The sequence below is a fragment of the Photobacterium sanguinicancri genome, from assembly GCF_024346675.1.
In the GTDB taxonomy this organism is placed as follows: Bacteria; Pseudomonadota; Gammaproteobacteria; order Enterobacterales; family Vibrionaceae; genus Photobacterium; species Photobacterium sanguinicancri.
On record NZ_AP024851.1, the window covers coordinates 1191713 to 1209919 of the forward strand.

The window sequence follows — 18207 nt, forward strand, 5'->3', positions numbered from 1 at the left end:
TTCGTCAATGAACGCATGTCACTGGTGACAGTGATTCTCTGCCTTGGCATATGATGAAGGCACTAAAATTAGAGTAATTAACCTAAAACCAACCAACAGAAAAGGTAAAAACCAAGACCAGCAAGACTCCCCCCTTTAAAATCAACATATTAGGTAAACATAAATATCCCTATTCATACCTTAAAATCTCATTGTACTGTTCTTACAAGAGCCTAATATTGTTAATCAGATAAGTTCATTAGTGCTTTTGTCGCTTTAGGAACATAGTAGATCTCATTGAAAACTTAATTAAGCATTGTAACAATTTCGATGATTATTCAGCACGAACCTTTAAGCATCACGGTGTTACTTTTTGAAGGTATGCCAACAACGGCAATATCCGGTCCGATTGAAATGTTAACTGTTGCTTCTTCATTAGCTGGAATACCTCAACCTAAGGTTAATTTTGTTTCATCAACAGGCAGCAAAGTACAAGCTCTTGGTGGACTAATGTTAACTTGCAATCAGCATTGGCGAGAAGTAGAACACTGTGACATCCTTTTAATAGGAGCATGCGGAAACCCCGAACACAATGTGTTTGTTCTCCCACAAGAGATGAACCAATGGCTAAAAAAGCTGATTCGACGCACATCATTTGTATACTCGTTGTGTACTGGCGCTTTCTTGCTAGCAGAACTTGGGGTATTGAATCGTAAAAGTGCGACAACCCATTGGGTATATGCAGACATGTTTCGCAAGCGCTACCCTGAGGTCAAGTTAATGTCGCAACTAAGCATTACGCATGAAGGGCCTTACATCTGCACATCAAGCGTAAAAGATTATTTTCCTGCAACGATGATGATTATCGATAATTTATTCGGTTCAGCACACAGAGAAAAATGCGAACAATTTATGAGTGGAGAAGTATCTACTATTCAGCAAATATCGAAAACAAGCTTTAACCAATTCCGACAGCATAGTGATGAATTAATTCACTCGCTGCAAGACTGGATGCACAAAGAGGATCCAGCCAAGCTATCCGTTGTGCGTTGCGCGAAAAAAAGCTTTTTAAGTGAGCGGCAAATGAAGCGGCGCTTTAAAGCAGCAACTAGCGAAACCCCTATGAATTATATTCAACGCATACGAATTGTGTTTGCTAGAGATAAGCTGGGCACCACAAAGGTTAATGTCGACCAAATTTGTCAACAAGTCGGCTATAGCGATACTAATTACTTTAGAATGTTATTTAAGAAATTTTACGATATAACGCCGACTCAATACCGTAAAAAAACCCAAGTTTATTCAGCAAGCGAAGCATAACGCCCTGATTCACCATTGGCTATACCTTATAAGGTATAGCCATATTCTGCCTCAGCCCTCGTAATGCGTGAAGCTTATGTAAATATAAACACGCTTATTTATCTAACAATAACTGTGTTTTTTGATGCTGTTCGGTTTTTTCAAAGGCACCAAGCAACAAATGACCAGGGTTGGCAAGTGCACTAGTAAGGGCTGAACCTATATTGTTGATATGGATATCGTTATCAATCACACTGGCAATTATATAAGATCTGATAGTATGGCGGGACATATCAAGTTCAAGAATACGAGCACAACGTTTTGCTTCTTCAAGCCTTTCAATTAGAGTCGATTCAGGCAACACGATTAATCCCTTCTCCGTTTTGTATTATCACCATGTGAAACTCTTCACTTATTCTAAGTGCTGCGCTAAACAATTTATCTCGGTATATTTTCCGGCCATTTAAATCACTATTTATATAATCAACTAACGTATTAACCGCGCAATCTACTGTTATGTTTTTTTCAGCGGAAATAGCGGCCAAAATCGTTTTTGTTTGATCACTATAAACATCAAGATTGCGTTTTTTTGCTTCAACCAACATAGCCTGAATGACTGTTTTTTGGTGTGCTCGAATAATGCATTTTGATAATTCATCTTGATCATAACTATATCCCATTGCATCTAACTGTTTACTTATCTCTTTGTACATTTTATAACCTCCGAAATCCCCCCAGATATTAACGCGTAATTACTTTTATTAAAGAGTGCCCCTATATGCATAATTTATGTAAATTCATTTGATTACAGTTGGATAGATAAAACTTCACAAAAAAAAGTCCTAAAGGTGCATGAGATATGTCCCATTCGTAATGGCCAAATTTTCATTTAAGTCATAGTTATATTTCGGATTTTTATTATGGCATCAGAAATATTCTCAGAAACTGGAAACAAACAGCAATAAATATTCAATTTAGTGAGTAATGTGAAAACGCCTAATAAAGCAGTGTAATATGACTTTCTATCACGCCTGTAAACAATAAGCCTTTAATATATATAAGAAAAACATAATAAAAACTTTTCGTACGTATATAATTGCATATTTATAGACCCTATAAAACAAGAGGATAATTACCCTCAGAAAAACAATTAATCTGAAAATAAGAAGGGGTGAAAATATGTTGTATACACAACCAAACAATGAAGGTGCTGTTGTCAACTTTAAGGAAAAATACCAGAACTTTATTGGCGGCAAATGGATTAAACCTGTCAATGGTCAGTACTTTACCAACACGTCTCCAGTAAACAACACAGCCATTTGTGAGATCCCAGCATCAACACAAGATGATATCGATTTAGCCGTAAAAGCTGCGCACGAAGCACGCGTAACTTGGGCGGTCACCTCTGTGACTGAGCGCGCTAACCTACTTCTGAAAATTGCAGATCGCATTGAAGCCAATTCAGAAATGCTTGCAGTCGCTGAAACTTGGGATAATGGTAAACCAGTTCGCGAAACACTGGCTGCTGATATTCCATTAGTGGTTGATCATTTCCGCTATTTCGCAGGCTGTATCCGAGCGCAAGAGGGTAGCGCAGCTGAACTAGACAGCACGACCGCATCTTACCACTTCCCAGAACCTGTGGGTGTAGTTGGTCAGATCATCCCATGGAACTTCCCACTACTCATGGCTGCTTGGAAACTCGCTCCTGCTCTCGCCGCTGGTTGTTGTGTTGTACTTAAGCCAGCAGAACAAACTCCAGCCTCGATCCTTGTTCTCATGGAGCTACTACAAGATTTAATCCCAGCAGGTGTCGTCAATGTCGTTAACGGCTACGGCCATGAAGCAGGCCAAGCATTAGCAACACACAAAGGGATCAATAAAATTGCCTTTACAGGTTCAACTGAAGTTGGTCAGCAAATTCTAAAATGTGCGGCAGATAGCCTAATCCCTTCGACTGTAGAACTTGGCGGTAAATCACCAAACATCTTCATGGCTGACATCTTTAATCATGAAGACAGCTACCTTGATAAATGTGTGGAAGGTGTACTACTTGCCTTCTTTAACCAAGGCGAAGTATGTACTTGCCCATCTCGCCTACTGATCCAAGAGTCTATCTATGATCGCTTCATGGAAAAACTACAAGCACGTATCAAAACAATTAAACAAGGCAACCCGCTGGACACTGACACGCAAGTGGGCTCACAAGTGTCTCAAGAACAATTCGATAAGATCCGCGGCTATATTACTCTAGGGCAAGAAGAAGGTGCCGAGTTATTGGCTGGCGGCAACAGCAGTTCAGACAACGGCTACTTCGTAGAACCAACATTGCTGAAAGGTACCAATGATATGCGTATCTTCCAAGAGGAAATCTTTGGTCCAGTTGTCGCTGTTACTACCTTCAAAACCATTGAAGAAGCATTAGAAATTGCTAACGATACTGAATACGGCCTTGGCGCAGGTGTTTGGACTCGCGACAGCAATACCGCATATAACATGGCACGCAACATTGAAGCTGGTCGCGTATGGGTAAACTGTTACCACGCATACCCAGCACATGCCGCCTTTGGTGGTTACAAAAAGTCAGGTATTGGTCGTGAAACTCACAAAATGATGCTAGATCATTATCAAAATACCAAGAACTTGCTAGTAAGCTACAGTGTTAACCCTCTAGGTTTCTTCTAATCGAAATCAGTACTTATATTTAAGAGCTCCTTCTCGGGGCTCTTTTTCTATCTGAACATTTACGAAAATACCCCATAGTGATAACAATCAACTTCATAAGTTAACGAGAGTGACTTAACTATTTCGTGTATAGTGCCGCGTAGGTCGCCCGACGCTACCATGACTGATCCTTGCTTCTAAAAATCCCATAGTGACTGCATATTCCAAATAACGTCTCGCCGTCGTTTTACTTACCCCTATCGCCTTACCGACTGAATCTGATGTCTGTTGGCCTTCTTGTTTGAAGGTATCCATCACTAAGTGCAATGTAATTGAGTCAATATTTTTGGGTAACTCATCGATAGATTGGCTATCTCTGCGTACACCATAAACTCGATTAATTTCAGACTGTTTAAATTCTTCTCGTGATGAAATCGTGCGGTGATAATCTTTAAATCTATGTAATACATCGTTAAAAGAAGTCAAAGCAAGTGGCTTAATCAAGTAATCAAACGCACCTAGCCTCACACCTGATGTCACCGTCTGTGCATCTGCAGCAGCTGTTAGCATAATGACATCCACATCAGGAGACTGCCCTGAACGCAACTTCCTTAGCCAATCGATACCCACACCATCAGGCAAATAATTGTCGAGGATTATCAATTCTGGCTTCATGGTGTTTTGCATGAAGCGCGCATCAGCCAACGAAGATGCAATGCCTACCACTTCAAAATACGGGTTTTGGTCAATATAAGCCGCGATCATTTCAGCAAGCTCTAGTTTGTCTTCAACAACGAGTGTTTTTATTTTATCTATCATGCTGATTTGTCCCCTTTGGGAATAAATAGGCTAAATACCGCACCAAAAGGCTCATTATCTTCCACAACGATTTGTCCAGCGGCTTTAGTGGTTAAACTTGCAATCAAAGCCAGCCCGACACCATGAGGCGAATTATCATCAAGCTTACTGGTGTAACCATCTCTAAAAATGGATTCTTTATCTTTTTCCGCTACCCCCGTCCCATTATCAGACACTTCAATAATCAACTCAGCACCTGCATCTGTCGCAAATAGTTCGATATCACCTTTACGGTCAGTATTGGCAACGGCTTCATATGCATTATCCAAAAGGTTTCCTAAAATGGCTGCTATTTCATCGGGTGATAGTGGGGACTCCTCTAAAGATAATGATGAACCATCAACAATATTCAGAGTATAACCAAGCTCAGAAGCCCTTCGTTTTTTCCCTAAAATAATTGCCGCCACAACAGGGTGAAATAGCGTCGTCAATTTAGAGATATCTTCTTGAAGCACATGATTTTCTTTATGGATAAATTGCTGTGCTTTGTCATATAAACCCATCTCTAACATACCAGAAACTACGGCCATATTATTGGCATACTCATGGGTTATAACCCTTAAATCATCACGCTCTTTCGCCACCTGGCTAACCATAAGCTGCAGCATTGTTGAGGTATCGCGTCTTCTAAAACTAACGACATAGCCAATCACAATATCACCATCCATCATCGCTGTGCGTGTTGCTAATAATGTTTCGCCATTAACATTAATGGTGGTTTCTTGCATTTCATCAGCATGGCTCACAAAGAAAGTGCTCGGATAGCAACATGTTGATATGTGAGCGCCAAACAACTCAGATTTTGATTTCTCCATCCCCAGCATTTCAATTGCTCGGTTATTTATGACCAAAATCACCCCCTTCGTGTCTACCGCAATCACTCCTTCGGCCACACTATTTAGGATCCCTTTGCGTAACTGATACGCTTGGGCTATTTGCTCAGGGCTCATTCCCGATAATTTATCTTGTATGTAGTTACTAAAACGTCTCGAGCCATAAAGCATCACTGACAACATCAGTACAATTAACACCGTCGCTTGGAACAAATAATGTAACACCAAACTTTTCACATGCGTCTCAAGGAAACCCACCGAAATCATACCAATCACTTCCCCGTGTGAATAAACAGGCATTCGAGTCTTAATCGATAGCCCAGAAAGTCCTCGGTGGATCTCAGTTTGCGCTTGCCCAGTGATCACTTCTTTGAAGTTGTCATCTAAAATAAACTTACCTTCTTGCTTAGCATCGTTGTGATATAAACGCTCTCCGCTTTTACCTGCAACAACTAGAATATCCACATCAAATATCGCGTTATCACGTAAAACATCATCAAGCCTTATCCGATCTGAAGTTTCTATCGCTTGGATAACATCCGGATTAATCGCGATTGCAGAAGCAAAATTCCTCGTCTCATGAAACTTATCATTTGTTAATACTTTATCGATCGCGGAAAGGCTGGTGAGCACGCAAAATATGGCAATTAAAATTGCAGCAATAGATTGAATCATTAAAATTCGACTTTTAAATTCCATCTTCGCTCCGCCAAAATACTTTTACTGAATAATAGTTACGTTCAACAATAATATAAATGCTTATTTCAGAAAACCTTACATTCATAATTGAATATCTGACATTAAGTTAATCCACCTAATGATTATTAGTTTAACACATTCAAATACAACAATGATTCCCCCTATAACGTTAACACACACTAACAATAACAAACGAGTATCTCTATTCAAGCTCAACCTTAATATCTATGGACTTAAAATCATTAAATTTATTAGCACCATTACCTCACTGTAAAATATTGATTTCCATCAAACTAAAATGATGTGGAAAAAATAAAAATAAGAAACACGGAGGTGAGGAATGAAAATTCAAATCGCGACAATTAATGCTGATTCAGTGCTATACAAAGATTCAGTAAAGTATCTGATTGAAAGCCAAGGGCTCAATTACGAAGACGACCTAGAGTATTACTGTACCGCACATGACGGTTCAGGTGAGCTTATTGGCTGTGTAGGGCTTGCTGGTACAGTGATCAAATGTTTTGCTATTCGTGATGACTACCAAGGCGAAGGCATTTCTCGCTCTATGATGACCGAAATTATTCTTTTGGCTTATCAACTTGGTCGTAAAAGTTTATCTATATTCACCTCACCAGATAACGTTGCAATTTTTGAAAGTATGCGTTTTCAAGCCATCACATCTAAATATAGGCGTTCCGTATTACTAATTAATCGTCCTGATGAAATCATTACACTTCAGCATCAACTCCACAGCTATAAAGTTACGGGAAATAAAATTGGATCCATAGTGATGAACGCCAACCCATTCACGAAAGGTCATGCTTATCTTATTGAAAAAGCAGCAAGTGAATGCGACTGGGTCCATATTTTTGTAGTACGAGAAAACAATCAAGCTTTCTCATTTAAAGACCGTTTTTCAATGGTTAAAAACGGCACTTTGCCTATTCCCAATTTAACCCTCCATGCTGGCAATGACTTTATGATCAGCAAACGGACCTTCCCTTCTTATTTCTTGAAAGAAAGTGGCAACGTGCACCAAGTACACGCTGAAATCGACTGTGAATTATTTGCCAATTATATCGCGCCAAGCCTTGGGATCACTCATCGTTATATCGGCAGTGAGCCCAACTGCAAAGTAACTGAAAACTACAACAGCATCATGAAAACAATGCTGCAACCACATATTGAAGTGGTTGAATTTAATCGTCTTCTCGCCGAAGGCTGCACAATCTCAGCTTCAACCGTTCGAAATCAGCTTTCTAACGCAGCCTCAGCGGTTGCGAGTTTATTGCCGGTTTCAACCATTAATTATCTCGTTGAACACTGTGGCTACGCGCTACATATCTAACATAGAGGCTCCAATGAAAATATGTGAACCAGCAGTAGCTGGCACTTTTGAAAGCTCAGATCTCTTCGTTGAGGTCGAACCAAGTGAAGAATTCACCCTGAAGGTAAGTTCTTCAGCCACCCAATTTCGCGATGCTGTTGAATTACAGGTTCGAGCAACTTTAGACAAGCTCGCTGTCGGCAATGGCAAGTGGGTTATCGCCGATTCAGGTGCGCTAGATTGCATCATCAGTGCACGCGTTCAAGCGGCGGCTTTACGAGGTGCTCAGCAATCTGCACTCAATTGGGAGGAATTAGTATGAAACTTCGTCGCTCTATGCTTTTTGTGCCTTCATCTAACGCAGCGATGGTTTCAAACACCTTTATCTACGATGCTGATGCGATCATGTTTGATCTTGAAGATAGCGTGTCCCTTCGGGAAAAAGACACGGCACGTCTGATCTTATTTAACGCACTACAGCACCCCCTTTACCAAGAGATAGAAACCGTTGTTCGTGTGAATGCTCTTGATTCTGAGTTTGGTGTTCACGATGTCAATGCCGTTGTCGCAGCTGGCGTTGACGTTGTTCGCTTAGCTAAGACCGACAGCGCACAAGATGTCGTTGATATGGAAAAAGCCATTGCAACAGCTGAAGCCGCTTGTGGGCGCCAGATTGGCTCAACCAAAATGCTGGCAGCTATTGAATCGGCAATGGGCATTACAAATGCTAAAGACATTGCTTTTGCTTCTGAACGTTTAATTGGGATCGCACTAGGTGCAGAAGACTACGTCAAAGATTTGAAAACCAACCGTTCACCCGAAGGCACTGAACTTCTTTTCGCACGCTGCGCTATTCTCCAAGCCGCACGGGCTGCAGGTATTCAATGCTTCGATACGGTATACAGCGACGCCAACAATAACCAAGGTTTTACCGCAGAAGCCGAACACATCAAGCAACTTGGCTTTGATGGAAAATCGTTAGTAAATCCACGTCAAATCGAATTGCTTCACAACATCTATGCCCCGACTCAAGCCGAAGTTAACCATGCGGAAGCGGTCTTGATTGCTGCACAAGAAGCGGAAGATAAAGGTATTGGGGTTGCATCGCTCAACGGCAAGATGGTCGATGCACCGATCATCGAACGTGCGCGACTCACATTAAAACGTGCAACTTCAGGTATTAGAGAGGAATAATCATGGCTATCGCTCAGCAGCAAAGAAAAGTACGTTCAGATTTAAAAAACGCCATTCAAGCATCGGGCCTGCAAAATGGTGGGACTGTTTCTTTCCACCACGCATTCCGTGGTGGTGATCAATTAATCAATAATGTGATGAACACCATTGCAAATATGGGATTTAAGAACCTCACACTGGCTTCAAGCTCACTCACCGATTGCCATTCTCCACTGGAACGTCATATCAAAACAGGGGTTATTACTAAGATTTACACATCCGGTATTCGCGGACAACTTGCCGAAGAAATTAGCCATGGTCTAATGGCGCAACCGGTAGAAATTCACTCTCATGGTGGTCGCGTGCACCTTATTCAATCAGGTGAACTCAAGATTGATGTCGCCTTCTTAGGTGCGCCAACATCCGATATTTTTGGTAACGCCAACGCCGTATCTGGATCGGCACGCTGTGGTTCGCTGGGGTATGCGAAAGTTGATGCTCAATACGCCAAGCATACGATTGTATTAACAGAACAGCTGGTTGATTACCCAAACTCACCAGCATCCATCGCCCAAGACTGTGTCGATAGTGTCGTCGTGGTTGATCAACTGGGTGATCCATCGAAAATTGGCGGCGGTGCAACACGCATGACCACCAACCCAAGAGAGCTCCTTATTGCACGTAAAGCCGCAGAGGTAATTGAGCACTCTGGCTACTTCAGTGATGGATTTAGCCTACAAACAGGTTCAGGTGGTGCATCGCTTGCTGTTACTCGATTCCTTGAATCAAAAATGATTAAAAAAGGCATTACCGCATCGTTTGGGCTTGGTGGGATCACAGCCACTATGGTCGATCTACACGAAAAAGGTCTGATCAAAAAACTAATGGATGTACAGTCTTTTGACGCTACCGCTGCGGACAGCCTTGGTCGTAATAACCATCACATCGAAATCAGTGCCAACCAATATGCTAACCCTTCGAGCAAAGGGGCGACGGTTGATCAACTTGATATAGTGATCCTCTCGGCACTTGAAATTGATACCCAATTCAATGTTAACGTAATCACAGGATCGGATGGTGTGATCCGTGGTGCTTCAGGTGGCCACTGTGATGCCGCAGCTGGAGCCAAACTCACCATTGTTGTCGCCCCTTTGGTTCGTGGCCGTATCCCGACACTCGTTAGCAAAGTGCTTAACACAGTAACAATGGGCGACTCGATTGATGTATTAGTTACAGATCACGGCATAGCAGTTAACCCAAACCGCCAAGATGTAATTACTCACCTAACAAACAACAATATCGACCTCACTGACATCAATGAATTACAACAACGCGCAGCAATGCTCGTTGGTGACGCCAGTCCAATTCGTTATACCGACAGAGTGATAGCCAACATACGCTACCGCGATGGCTCAGTGCTAGACCACATTTTACAGGTCGCGCAATAATGTTTGGGGGCGTAAAAGTGTCTGCGCTTGATGTGATGGCATTTAACGATGCTATCGCAGAATTACAGTGTAACTGGTTAAGCCAATACGGCGGCGTGCTAGTCAGTTTCACCGTTAATATGGCAGGACCAATTAAGGTTAACAAAGCATCCAGTGTCGTTTTTGAGCAAGGCTGCCAAGCCATCAATCACGTTTGCTCTAACACGCCCCTGAATATAATCAACCACCATCAAATACAAACCCATGCAGGGTTTCACTACTTGATAGCGCTAAACAATGCGCCTGATAACAACTTCGATGCCATAGCACTGAAAAAACAGTTGATTCAGCTTGAATCCACTCACCCTCTTGGTCGGTTAATGGATATTGATGTACTGAACGGCTCACTCAGGCCACTCTCACGCTCAAACATTGGCTTACCAAGTCGACGTTGCATCATCTGTGATGATGATGCAAAGAATTGCGCGCGCAGTCGTCGCCACTCTTTGCAAAACCTGTATATGGAAATTGAGGAGATGTTAACACAATGATTTTTCCGCTAGAAAGTCTTGTCGATGACCAAAGCCTGCGCGTTATTAAAGGCCGTGTCACCATATCGAACCCTGCAAGGTTGATCGGTCACTTGGCCTATCATGCCATGATGTTAGAAGTCAGCCTACACCCTAAACCAGGCTTGGTCACATCACTTTCGTCAGGTGCACATTGCGACATGGACATTGCTACCTTTGAGGCCAGTGCCCAAGCCCTTCTTCCTCATATGATTCGTTTTGCTGAGCAAGGTTATTGCTTCAGCGAACAACAAATGCAAAAAAAAACCTTCGGCAGCAATAAAGTCGATCTCACTGTCTTATTGGCCTCTATCAGACCATTAGGATTAGCGGCAGAGCAATCTATGTTCAGCGCAACTAAAGGGGTGAACACACACAAAGGCGCCATTTTTATCCTTGGCATTGTCTGTGCTGCTATGGGTTACCTCATGAAGCGACGCGGCATGATTACACCGTCACTGATCCAACAAACAACCAAGAGTATGTGCGCAGGTATAACACGTGAACTTTCGCAAGGTAACGCCACTACTAATGGTGAAAAAGTATTTAAGAAACATGGTATTTATGGCGTAAGAGGAGAAGCAGAACAAGGCTTCCCAACGCTAATAGCAGGGCTTGATGTCTATCACAGTGCTATCGCATCAGGACGTAGCAATGACCATGCAATGCAACTCGCGCTTCTTCGCTGTATGGCCACTAATATGGACAGTTGCTTAGTTAAACGAGGAGGGCTAACTGGATTAGATTTTGCGCGTAACAATGCTAGCAAGCTCCTCTCGCAACCATTCAACCCAGTACAATTAAGGCACCAACTTACCGCTTTAGACACTGAGTTTATTAACAGAAATTTGTCACCTGGTGGAAGTGCTGACTTCTTATCAGCAATTTGGTTGATCTCACAAATCGAGCTGCTTACACAAGCCGAATAATACTCTAGACATCAGTCAATCAATATAAATATTCAACGTGTAGAAAACAAAGTTGTCACTCACTATAGAAAGCAGCTTTTAATTAAATTAAGCAAGGTTATAAAATGAAATGTTTTAGTTTAGGAATTATCGGTAACTTTTCTGGCCATTTATCAGGCGCAGAAAAAGTAGAAGAATCACATTTACCAAATGGCTTATTCGTTGTTAAAGATGCAAATAGCAATGCTGTAACCACAGGCGAAATATTAAAATTCCCACCACATGGCGAGCATATACAAGCTGAGCCTGAATTCGTAGTTAAATTCGACGTGGAATACGATAATAACCATGTCAAATCATTATCACCACGTGCAATTACTGTAGGTAATGATATGACCATTCGTAAACTTGAAGGAGCCACAAAAATTGCAGAAAGAAAGTCTTGGGGCAGTGCATCAAAAGGAGTAGCAACTCACTGGTGGAACGTTGACCAACTCGAAACCTATGATCACGCATACAAACTTGTCTCTGTGGTTAAGCGTAATGGTAAGTCGGTTGACTACACACCTATCGCCGATCCTTCCGAGTTAAAAATCTTCTACCGTGAGATGTGTGACTGGTTAGTTAACACCATGAATAGTCAAACATCACAAGGCATCTGTAAAGAGATCCTACCGCAACTCGCAGCGGCAGGTTACCCATCTGAGGTTGTTATTTTTTGTGGAGCTCCCAACTACACCACATGGGGAGAAACCTACTTCATTCAACCTAACGATGAGATTTCCATTGCATTAGTTAACAGCAAGAAGATCTCTGTAGAAGACATCACAACCAAGTTAAAGTCAGGTGTCGTGATAAATGACAGTGACGTAATTTCATATAGTCAAAAAGTAATTTAGTAATATTAACTAGCCATTACAGGTAAAAGCTAGCTTCAGAGCTAGCTTTTACCTCCCCTTAAAGACAATCATCAAAAAACTCACATTAAAGATAACCACCATCAAATAAAATCACCTTACCTTTATTACACACTGATATTACAACGTATTAAATACATTAAATTCATTTCTGAAATTTAGTACCACAAAATAACCAACCCAAGTCAAAAAAAGCCCAAGGTAATAAAAGTATCGTATCCCTACATTCAATAAACTGGAAACAGTAATGCTAGAAACCATAATCGAATTATTAAAGGACGCGTCAATTCTTGTCTCTTTATTTACACTCATAGGCTGTGTGATTTTACGCAAGAACATTAACGATACCATAGTTTCAGTCAGTAAAACTTTTCTCGGTTTTATATTATTATTTGCCGCAGCTAAGTTAATGATCTCACCATCATTAAAGCAGTTTTCTCATATCTTTATGATGGCTTTCCACGTCGAAGGTATTGTACCTAATAATGAGGTCATCATTGTTGAAGCCATCGTGCAACTTGGCCAAGAGTTTGGCAGTGCGATTGCCTTTGGCCTTATTGGAGCCATGGCGCTCAATGTGTTATTCGCACGCATTACTCCGCTAAAATATGTTGTCCTCTCCGGTCATCACGTCTTTTTTATGGTGTCATGTTTAACTCTTATTTCTATGCTTCATGGTTATAGCATTACTGTTTCTGCAATGATCGGAGCCGTTATTACTGCGATATGGTGTGTCATAAGCCCTTCACTCTTAGTGGGTTATTGCCGCCGAATCAAAGGGGTTGAACCGCTTCGCGCATCTGGTGATTTCTCTATCGGACAATTTGGTTCAACCAGTTACATGCTAGCAGGTTTCCTTGGCGACAAATTTGGTAACGCCGATAATGATATCGAAGAAGCAAAAATCCCAACTGCGATTGGCTTTCTTGCTGATAAAAATACCTCAACTTTTGTTGTGATGCTCGCTTTCTTCCTTGTATCCAGTGCCTTTGCTGGCTTTGACAATGTTCAAGAAATCGCAAATCAACAAGCCAAACACGGCCACGAAAATGTCTTTTTATTCCTACTGAAAGAATCAGGCATGTTTGCTGTTGGTGTTTTTGCACTCACCAAAGGCGTTCACATGTTTGTCGAAGAGTTGATCCCTGCCTTTAAAGGGATCTCTCAAAAACTAATCAAAAACAGTATCCCTGCAATCGAAATCTACAGCCTATTCCCGTACTCAAAGAATGCTGTATTTGTTGGCTTTATCTGCTGTACCGTTGCAGGCTTCATCGCCATGATGCTCCTACCATTCTTTGGCTTACCTGTAATTGTTCCTTCACTTCTGTTTACCTTTGCAAGTGGCGGTGGCGCAGGGATCATAGGTAATGCAACAGGAGGAACTCGTGGTTGTATCCTAGGTTCATTAGCATGTGGTTTCATCTCAATCATTGGATCTGGCATTGTTTTCCAACCCATCCACGACGCAGGCGTCACAGCGCCAACCACCTACTCCACCACTGACTTCTCTATTTTGGGTGAGTCACTTCACTTAGTGCTGTCGCTATTTAGTTAACCCATTTAACTCATACCTCTGGGGACTATATCTGGTACCCAGAGGCAACTTTACCTACATTTCGAGACATGCAGATGTATCAGTCATATAAAGAAAAAACTGAGGCGCGTCGAGCTCTAGGCGTTAGCGCACCAAGCCTAACAGCACAAGAAGTGACGGCTTTCTTTCGTTCAATCACAAACGGTGAGCATTCGGCACATAACGAAACGCTACTAGATCTTATTACCCATATGACCCCATGTGGTGTCGATGATGCAGCGCTAACCAAAGCTGAATGCCTATGGCGATTTGCTCGCGGAGAATGGACAAGCCCATTAATTACGGCACCAAAAGCCATAGCATTACTCGGCACTATGCAAGGGGGTTATAATGTCCAGTATTTAGTGGCTGCGTTAGATATCAACGAACTAGCTCCTTTTGCGGCCCAAGCATTAAAATATCTGATCATGGTTTACGATGCTTTTAATGAAGTCGCAGAACGTGCAAACAACGGTAATGCATACGCACTCTCAGTGGTCCAGTCTTGGGCTGAAGCTGAATGGTTTTTCTCACGTCCAGACATTGCTGAAACGTTGAGTCTTACGGCATTTAAAGTTAATGGCGAAACCAACACGGACGATCTGTCGCCAGCACAAGATGCTTTTACCCGACCAGATATCCCACTTCACGCTCTAGCGATGTACAAAAATGCACGTTCAGGAATTCAACCCGATCAAAGCGGTAAAGTTGGTTGCATCAACCAAATCACTCAAGCCAAATCATTGGGGCACGACATCGCCTTTGTCGGTGATGTCGTAGGTACAGGTTCATCTCGTAAATCTGCCGCGAACTCAGTAATGTGGCATTTTGGCCAAGACATTCCTTTTGTCCCCAACAAACGCACTGGCAGCATCGTCATTGGCGGTAAAATCGCACCGATTTTCTTTGCAACACTTGAAGATTCCGGCGCACTGCCTATCGAGTGTGATGTAAGCCAAATCAAGATGAACGATGAACTTACTATTCATCCGTATCAAGGCGTGATTAAAAACAACAAAAACGACGTTGTTAGTCAGTTCGATCTTAAAGCTGGTATTCTTGATGAAGTAAAGGCTGGTGGCCGAATCAACTACTTAATTGGACGTCGCCTAACTCAGGCGGCTCGCCTTCACCTTGGCTTACCTGAATTTGAACGCTTTAAAGACACAAAGCAAAATATCGTTGATGCAAAATTTACACTCGCTCAAAAAATGGTCGGACAAGCTTGCGATCAACAAGGCGTGCTACCAGGCCAATTTTGTGAACCTAAAACGACTACAGTAGGCTCGCAAGATACCACAGGCGCAATGACGCGCGATGAAATCAAAGATCTTGCATGCCTGTCTTTCTCTGCTCCCTTGGTCATGCAGTCATTTTGCCATACTGCAGCCTACCCAAAAAAAGTAGATGCAGAACTGCACCAATCATTACCAGAATTTATTGAACAACGAAAAGGTGTAGCGTTACGCCCTGGTGACGGTGTTATCCACTCGTGGCTAAACCGTATGTTAGTTCCAGATACAGTTGGAACTGGGGGCGACTCCCATACTCGCTTCCCTATCGGTATTTCCTTTCCGGCTGGCTCAGGGTTAGTCGCATATGCCGCAGCAACAGGTACCATGCCATTAACCATGCCAGAATCGGTATTAGTGCGCTTTAAAGGTAAACTTCAATCAGGGATCACTTTACGTGATTTAGTTCATGCCATTCCATTAAAAGCCATTGAATCGGGTTTACTCAATACTGATACGGCCAACAAAATCAATATCTTCAATGGCCGTATCATTGAAATTGAAGGGCTTGATCATCTTAGCGTTGAACAAGCCTTTGAGCTCACAGATGCTAGTGCAGAGCGCTCTGCAGCGGCATGTACCATTAAGCTAAATCTCGACAGTGTAATCACTCATACTCAATCAAACGTGAGTTTAATAGAGTGGATGATTCGCGAGGGATACGGCGACAAAGCGACACTAAAATCACGCATCGAAGTTATGCTGAAGTGGCTCGACAATCCCTCACTATTACAAGCCGATGAGGGCGCAGAATATGCAGCAGTGATCGAAATTGATTTAAACGACATTAAAGAACCGATTGTCTGTTGCCCTAACGATCCTGATAAAGCCGCTCGCCTCAGCGAGGTAGCCGGCACGAACATCGACGAGGCTTTTGTCGGATCTTGCATGACAAACATTGGACACTTCCGAGCAAGCTCTACTCTATTATCCCATTTAAACGGGGAACAAACACAAGCCCAACTTTGGCTTGCGCCACCAACCCGCATGGACGATAAACAACTTCACCGAGAAGGTGCGAAATCGGCCTACGCCATAGCAGGGGCGAGGGTTGAAATGCCCGGATGTTCCCTGTGTATGGGCAATCAAGCAAGAGTTAAAGCAGGTTGTACCGCAGTATCAACCTCGACACGTAACTTTCCTAACCGACTCGGCCAAGGTGCTAATGTGTATTTGGCCTCTGCAGAACTAGCCACCGTCGCTGCCATTTTAGGTCGATTGCCAACGGCAAAAGAATACCAACAACATGTAGAGGGTGTTTTGACAAACGATCACTATCGTTATTTGAGGTTTGATTTAATGCCTGAATACAACCAATCATTAAACATCGCATGCGTGTGATGTTATCACTGACAAAATAGAGAGATTATTCTCTAGGAACGTGATCACAGCTTTCTGACCAGTGATCACGTTCATTAAACCGCTACATACTCAATGTAAACGCCATACTTAATTGCACACAAAGCTTTTTATATGAACAATACAAGCCACATCATGCGGCTTAAGTAAGATCGCGATGGCGGTAATTAACATTGGTAGTACAATCAGTAACTTTTCAGCACCTTCAAAACTAACACCTAGCTTCTTCCCTCCCATCACTAATTCGACCTTTTCTTTAAACAACAGAAAAATAGACAACGCAAGTAAACCAACGCCCCAAAAACGGAAGCCTTCGACATTGCCAAAGTGATTATTCACATACAATAATGCATAAGTGAAAGTCACCACACACACGGCTCTTAGTAATTTATCCATATTATCTCTGATTCCAATTCTTATCCTTGTTATGATACGTCTTTTATTAACAGTTAACTCATAAAAACCATTAATAACTTTATAAGGCCTCACCTTCGAGCTGCATTTATTTTATAAATATCCAGCATGACCAGTGTAAATTATAAATATTATTATTTATTATTCAACTCTGCGCATTATATTAACACTTTAATTTATCACACAATTAGTTAAGCACCGCCACACCTAAATTAACCATTGAGTAACATATCTTCATGTATATAATAAAGTCAGAATATAAATTATAAAACCCACGTCAATATGGATGAAAAGCTAATCGTTATTAAAACAAGACCTCCGTATCTCAGCAATTAATCACAACACCAGACATATATACCATTTTCAATAATGCTGGATTTGACAACAGGAAAATCATGGAAAGAAAATTCAAAAAGCTTATTATCTCTAGTGTGAACTTTACTGCCAAAAAGGCACTTATTTTATCTCATGGCGGCTATACGCCAAGCCAATCTAAATTTAGAAAAGGCTCGGGACTAGTGGCGATTCCTCATGGGTTAACAATGGAGTTCAACAGCATGAGGAATGAACCTTCAATAGGTACAAAAGCGAACCACTTGCTTAATGGATTCGATATCCAACCCCAAGATACTGTTGTATTTGGTGCCTTCATCAACAACTACTCTTTAACGCACAACCCATTATTTGATCGCTATAAACCCAACGAGCAGTACGACTTAATCAGAATAGATACCGTTGGTAAATCTCATATGACGGATGTTTTTGAAGCTATCAAAACATTAGATCTTGGCTATACAGACATTCGAAGTTTCGCCTGCCGAATCAATAAACTGACATATGATTTTTAAATCACCCTTTTACGTTTAATTCTCACAACTTAGTTATATATTAATGCATGAGACTAAATGTAACG

The 18207-nt window shown here is 41.9% G+C and carries 17 protein-coding genes; 12 read left to right on the top strand and 5 right to left on the bottom strand.

Going from position 1 to position 18207, the window contains the following annotated elements; translation table 11 throughout:
- Positions 1-309 precede the first annotated feature (309 nt).
- Positions 310-1299 carry a GlxA family transcriptional regulator gene (locus tag OCU87_RS22370; RefSeq protein ID WP_261858543.1) on the top strand — a complete coding sequence of 330 codons (990 nt, stop codon included), beginning with the start codon at positions 310-312 and terminating at the stop codon, positions 1297-1299.
- A gap of 94 nt (positions 1300-1393) precedes the next feature.
- On the opposite strand, the gene OCU87_RS22375 is transcribed toward OCU87_RS22370, so the two are convergent.
- Both OCU87_RS22375 and OCU87_RS22380 read right to left on the bottom strand, forming a co-directional pair.
- Positions 1394-1642, bottom strand: coding sequence for a hypothetical protein (locus OCU87_RS22375; protein ID WP_062692628.1), 249 nt, complete (start codon positions 1640-1642; stop codon positions 1394-1396).
- Positions 1632-1991: a hypothetical protein gene (locus OCU87_RS22380; RefSeq protein WP_261858544.1), complete on the bottom strand. Its 360-nt coding sequence runs from the start codon at positions 1989-1991 to the stop codon at positions 1632-1634. The genes OCU87_RS22375 and OCU87_RS22380 overlap by 11 nt, the downstream gene beginning before the upstream one ends.
- A gap of 466 nt (positions 1992-2457) precedes the next feature.
- Here OCU87_RS22380 and OCU87_RS22385 point away from each other — a divergent pair, with 466 nt between their 5' ends.
- Positions 2458-3963, top strand: a complete 1506-nt coding sequence (locus OCU87_RS22385; protein ID WP_261858545.1) for an aldehyde dehydrogenase family protein — start codon at positions 2458-2460, stop codon at positions 3961-3963.
- A gap of 114 nt (positions 3964-4077) precedes the next feature.
- On the opposite strand, the gene OCU87_RS22390 is transcribed toward OCU87_RS22385, so the two are convergent.
- Both OCU87_RS22390 and OCU87_RS22395 read right to left on the bottom strand, forming a co-directional pair.
- The gene (locus OCU87_RS22390; protein ID WP_261858546.1) at positions 4078-4761 is read right to left on the bottom strand and encodes a response regulator; all 684 of its coding nucleotides are present in this window, start codon (positions 4759-4761) and stop codon (positions 4078-4080) included.
- Positions 4758-6332 carry an ATP-binding protein gene (locus tag OCU87_RS22395; protein WP_261858547.1) on the bottom strand — a complete coding sequence of 525 codons (1575 nt, stop codon included), beginning with the start codon at positions 6330-6332 and terminating at the stop codon, positions 4758-4760. The genes OCU87_RS22390 and OCU87_RS22395 overlap by 4 nt, the downstream gene beginning before the upstream one ends.
- A gap of 340 nt (positions 6333-6672) precedes the next feature.
- Between OCU87_RS22395 and citC the strand changes: the two genes are divergently transcribed.
- The 9 genes from citC (at position 6673) to OCU87_RS22440 (ending at position 16862) form a co-directional block, all read left to right on the top strand.
- Positions 6673-7680, top strand: a complete 1008-nt coding sequence (citC, locus tag OCU87_RS22400) for a [citrate (pro-3S)-lyase] ligase (protein WP_261858548.1) — start codon at positions 6673-6675, stop codon at positions 7678-7680.
- Between the two features lie 13 nt (positions 7681-7693).
- A complete protein-coding gene (gene citD / locus OCU87_RS22405) occupies positions 7694-7981 on the top strand; it encodes a citrate lyase acyl carrier protein (protein ID WP_261858549.1) in 288 nt (95 codons plus the stop codon).
- Positions 7978-8853 (top strand): citrate (pro-3S)-lyase subunit beta, encoded by an 876-nt coding sequence (citE, locus tag OCU87_RS22410; RefSeq protein WP_261858550.1) that lies wholly within the window; start codon positions 7978-7980, stop codon positions 8851-8853. Before citD ends, citE begins: the two co-directional genes overlap by 4 nt.
- Positions 8854-8855: 2 nt before the next feature.
- Positions 8856-10280 carry a citrate lyase subunit alpha gene (citF, locus tag OCU87_RS22415; protein ID WP_261858551.1) on the top strand — a complete coding sequence of 475 codons (1425 nt, stop codon included), beginning with the start codon at positions 8856-8858 and terminating at the stop codon, positions 10278-10280.
- Entirely contained in the window at positions 10280-10810 is a 531-nt protein-coding gene (gene citX, locus OCU87_RS22420) for a citrate lyase holo-[acyl-carrier protein] synthase (protein ID WP_261858552.1), read from the top strand. The genes citF and citX overlap by 1 nt, the downstream gene beginning before the upstream one ends.
- The gene (citG, locus tag OCU87_RS22425) at positions 10807-11757 is read left to right on the top strand and encodes a triphosphoribosyl-dephospho-CoA synthase CitG (protein ID WP_261858553.1); all 951 of its coding nucleotides are present in this window, start codon (positions 10807-10809) and stop codon (positions 11755-11757) included. Before citX ends, citG begins: the two co-directional genes overlap by 4 nt.
- Before the next feature lie 104 nt (positions 11758-11861).
- A complete protein-coding gene (locus OCU87_RS22430; RefSeq protein WP_261858554.1) occupies positions 11862-12635 on the top strand; it encodes a DUF5718 family protein in 774 nt (257 codons plus the stop codon).
- Between the two features lie 265 nt (positions 12636-12900).
- Complete coding sequence (locus OCU87_RS22435) at positions 12901-14211, top strand: PTS transporter subunit IIC (RefSeq protein ID WP_261858555.1); 1311 nt, start codon at positions 12901-12903, stop codon at positions 14209-14211.
- Positions 14212-14285: 74 nt separating this feature from the next.
- Positions 14286-16862, top strand: a complete 2577-nt coding sequence (locus OCU87_RS22440; protein ID WP_261858556.1) for a bifunctional aconitate hydratase 2/2-methylisocitrate dehydratase — start codon at positions 14286-14288, stop codon at positions 16860-16862.
- Positions 16863-16970: 108 nt separating this feature from the next.
- Here the strand turns inward: OCU87_RS22440 and OCU87_RS22445 are convergent, their stop codons facing one another.
- On the bottom strand, positions 16971-17276 hold the full coding sequence (locus tag OCU87_RS22445) for a hypothetical protein (protein ID WP_261858557.1): 306 nt from the start codon (positions 17274-17276) through the stop codon (positions 16971-16973).
- A gap of 413 nt (positions 17277-17689) precedes the next feature.
- Here OCU87_RS22445 and OCU87_RS22450 point away from each other — a divergent pair, with 413 nt between their 5' ends.
- The gene (locus OCU87_RS22450; RefSeq protein ID WP_261858558.1) at positions 17690-18142 is read left to right on the top strand and encodes a putative adhesin; all 453 of its coding nucleotides are present in this window, start codon (positions 17690-17692) and stop codon (positions 18140-18142) included.
- Positions 18143-18207: the final 65 nt, after the last annotated feature.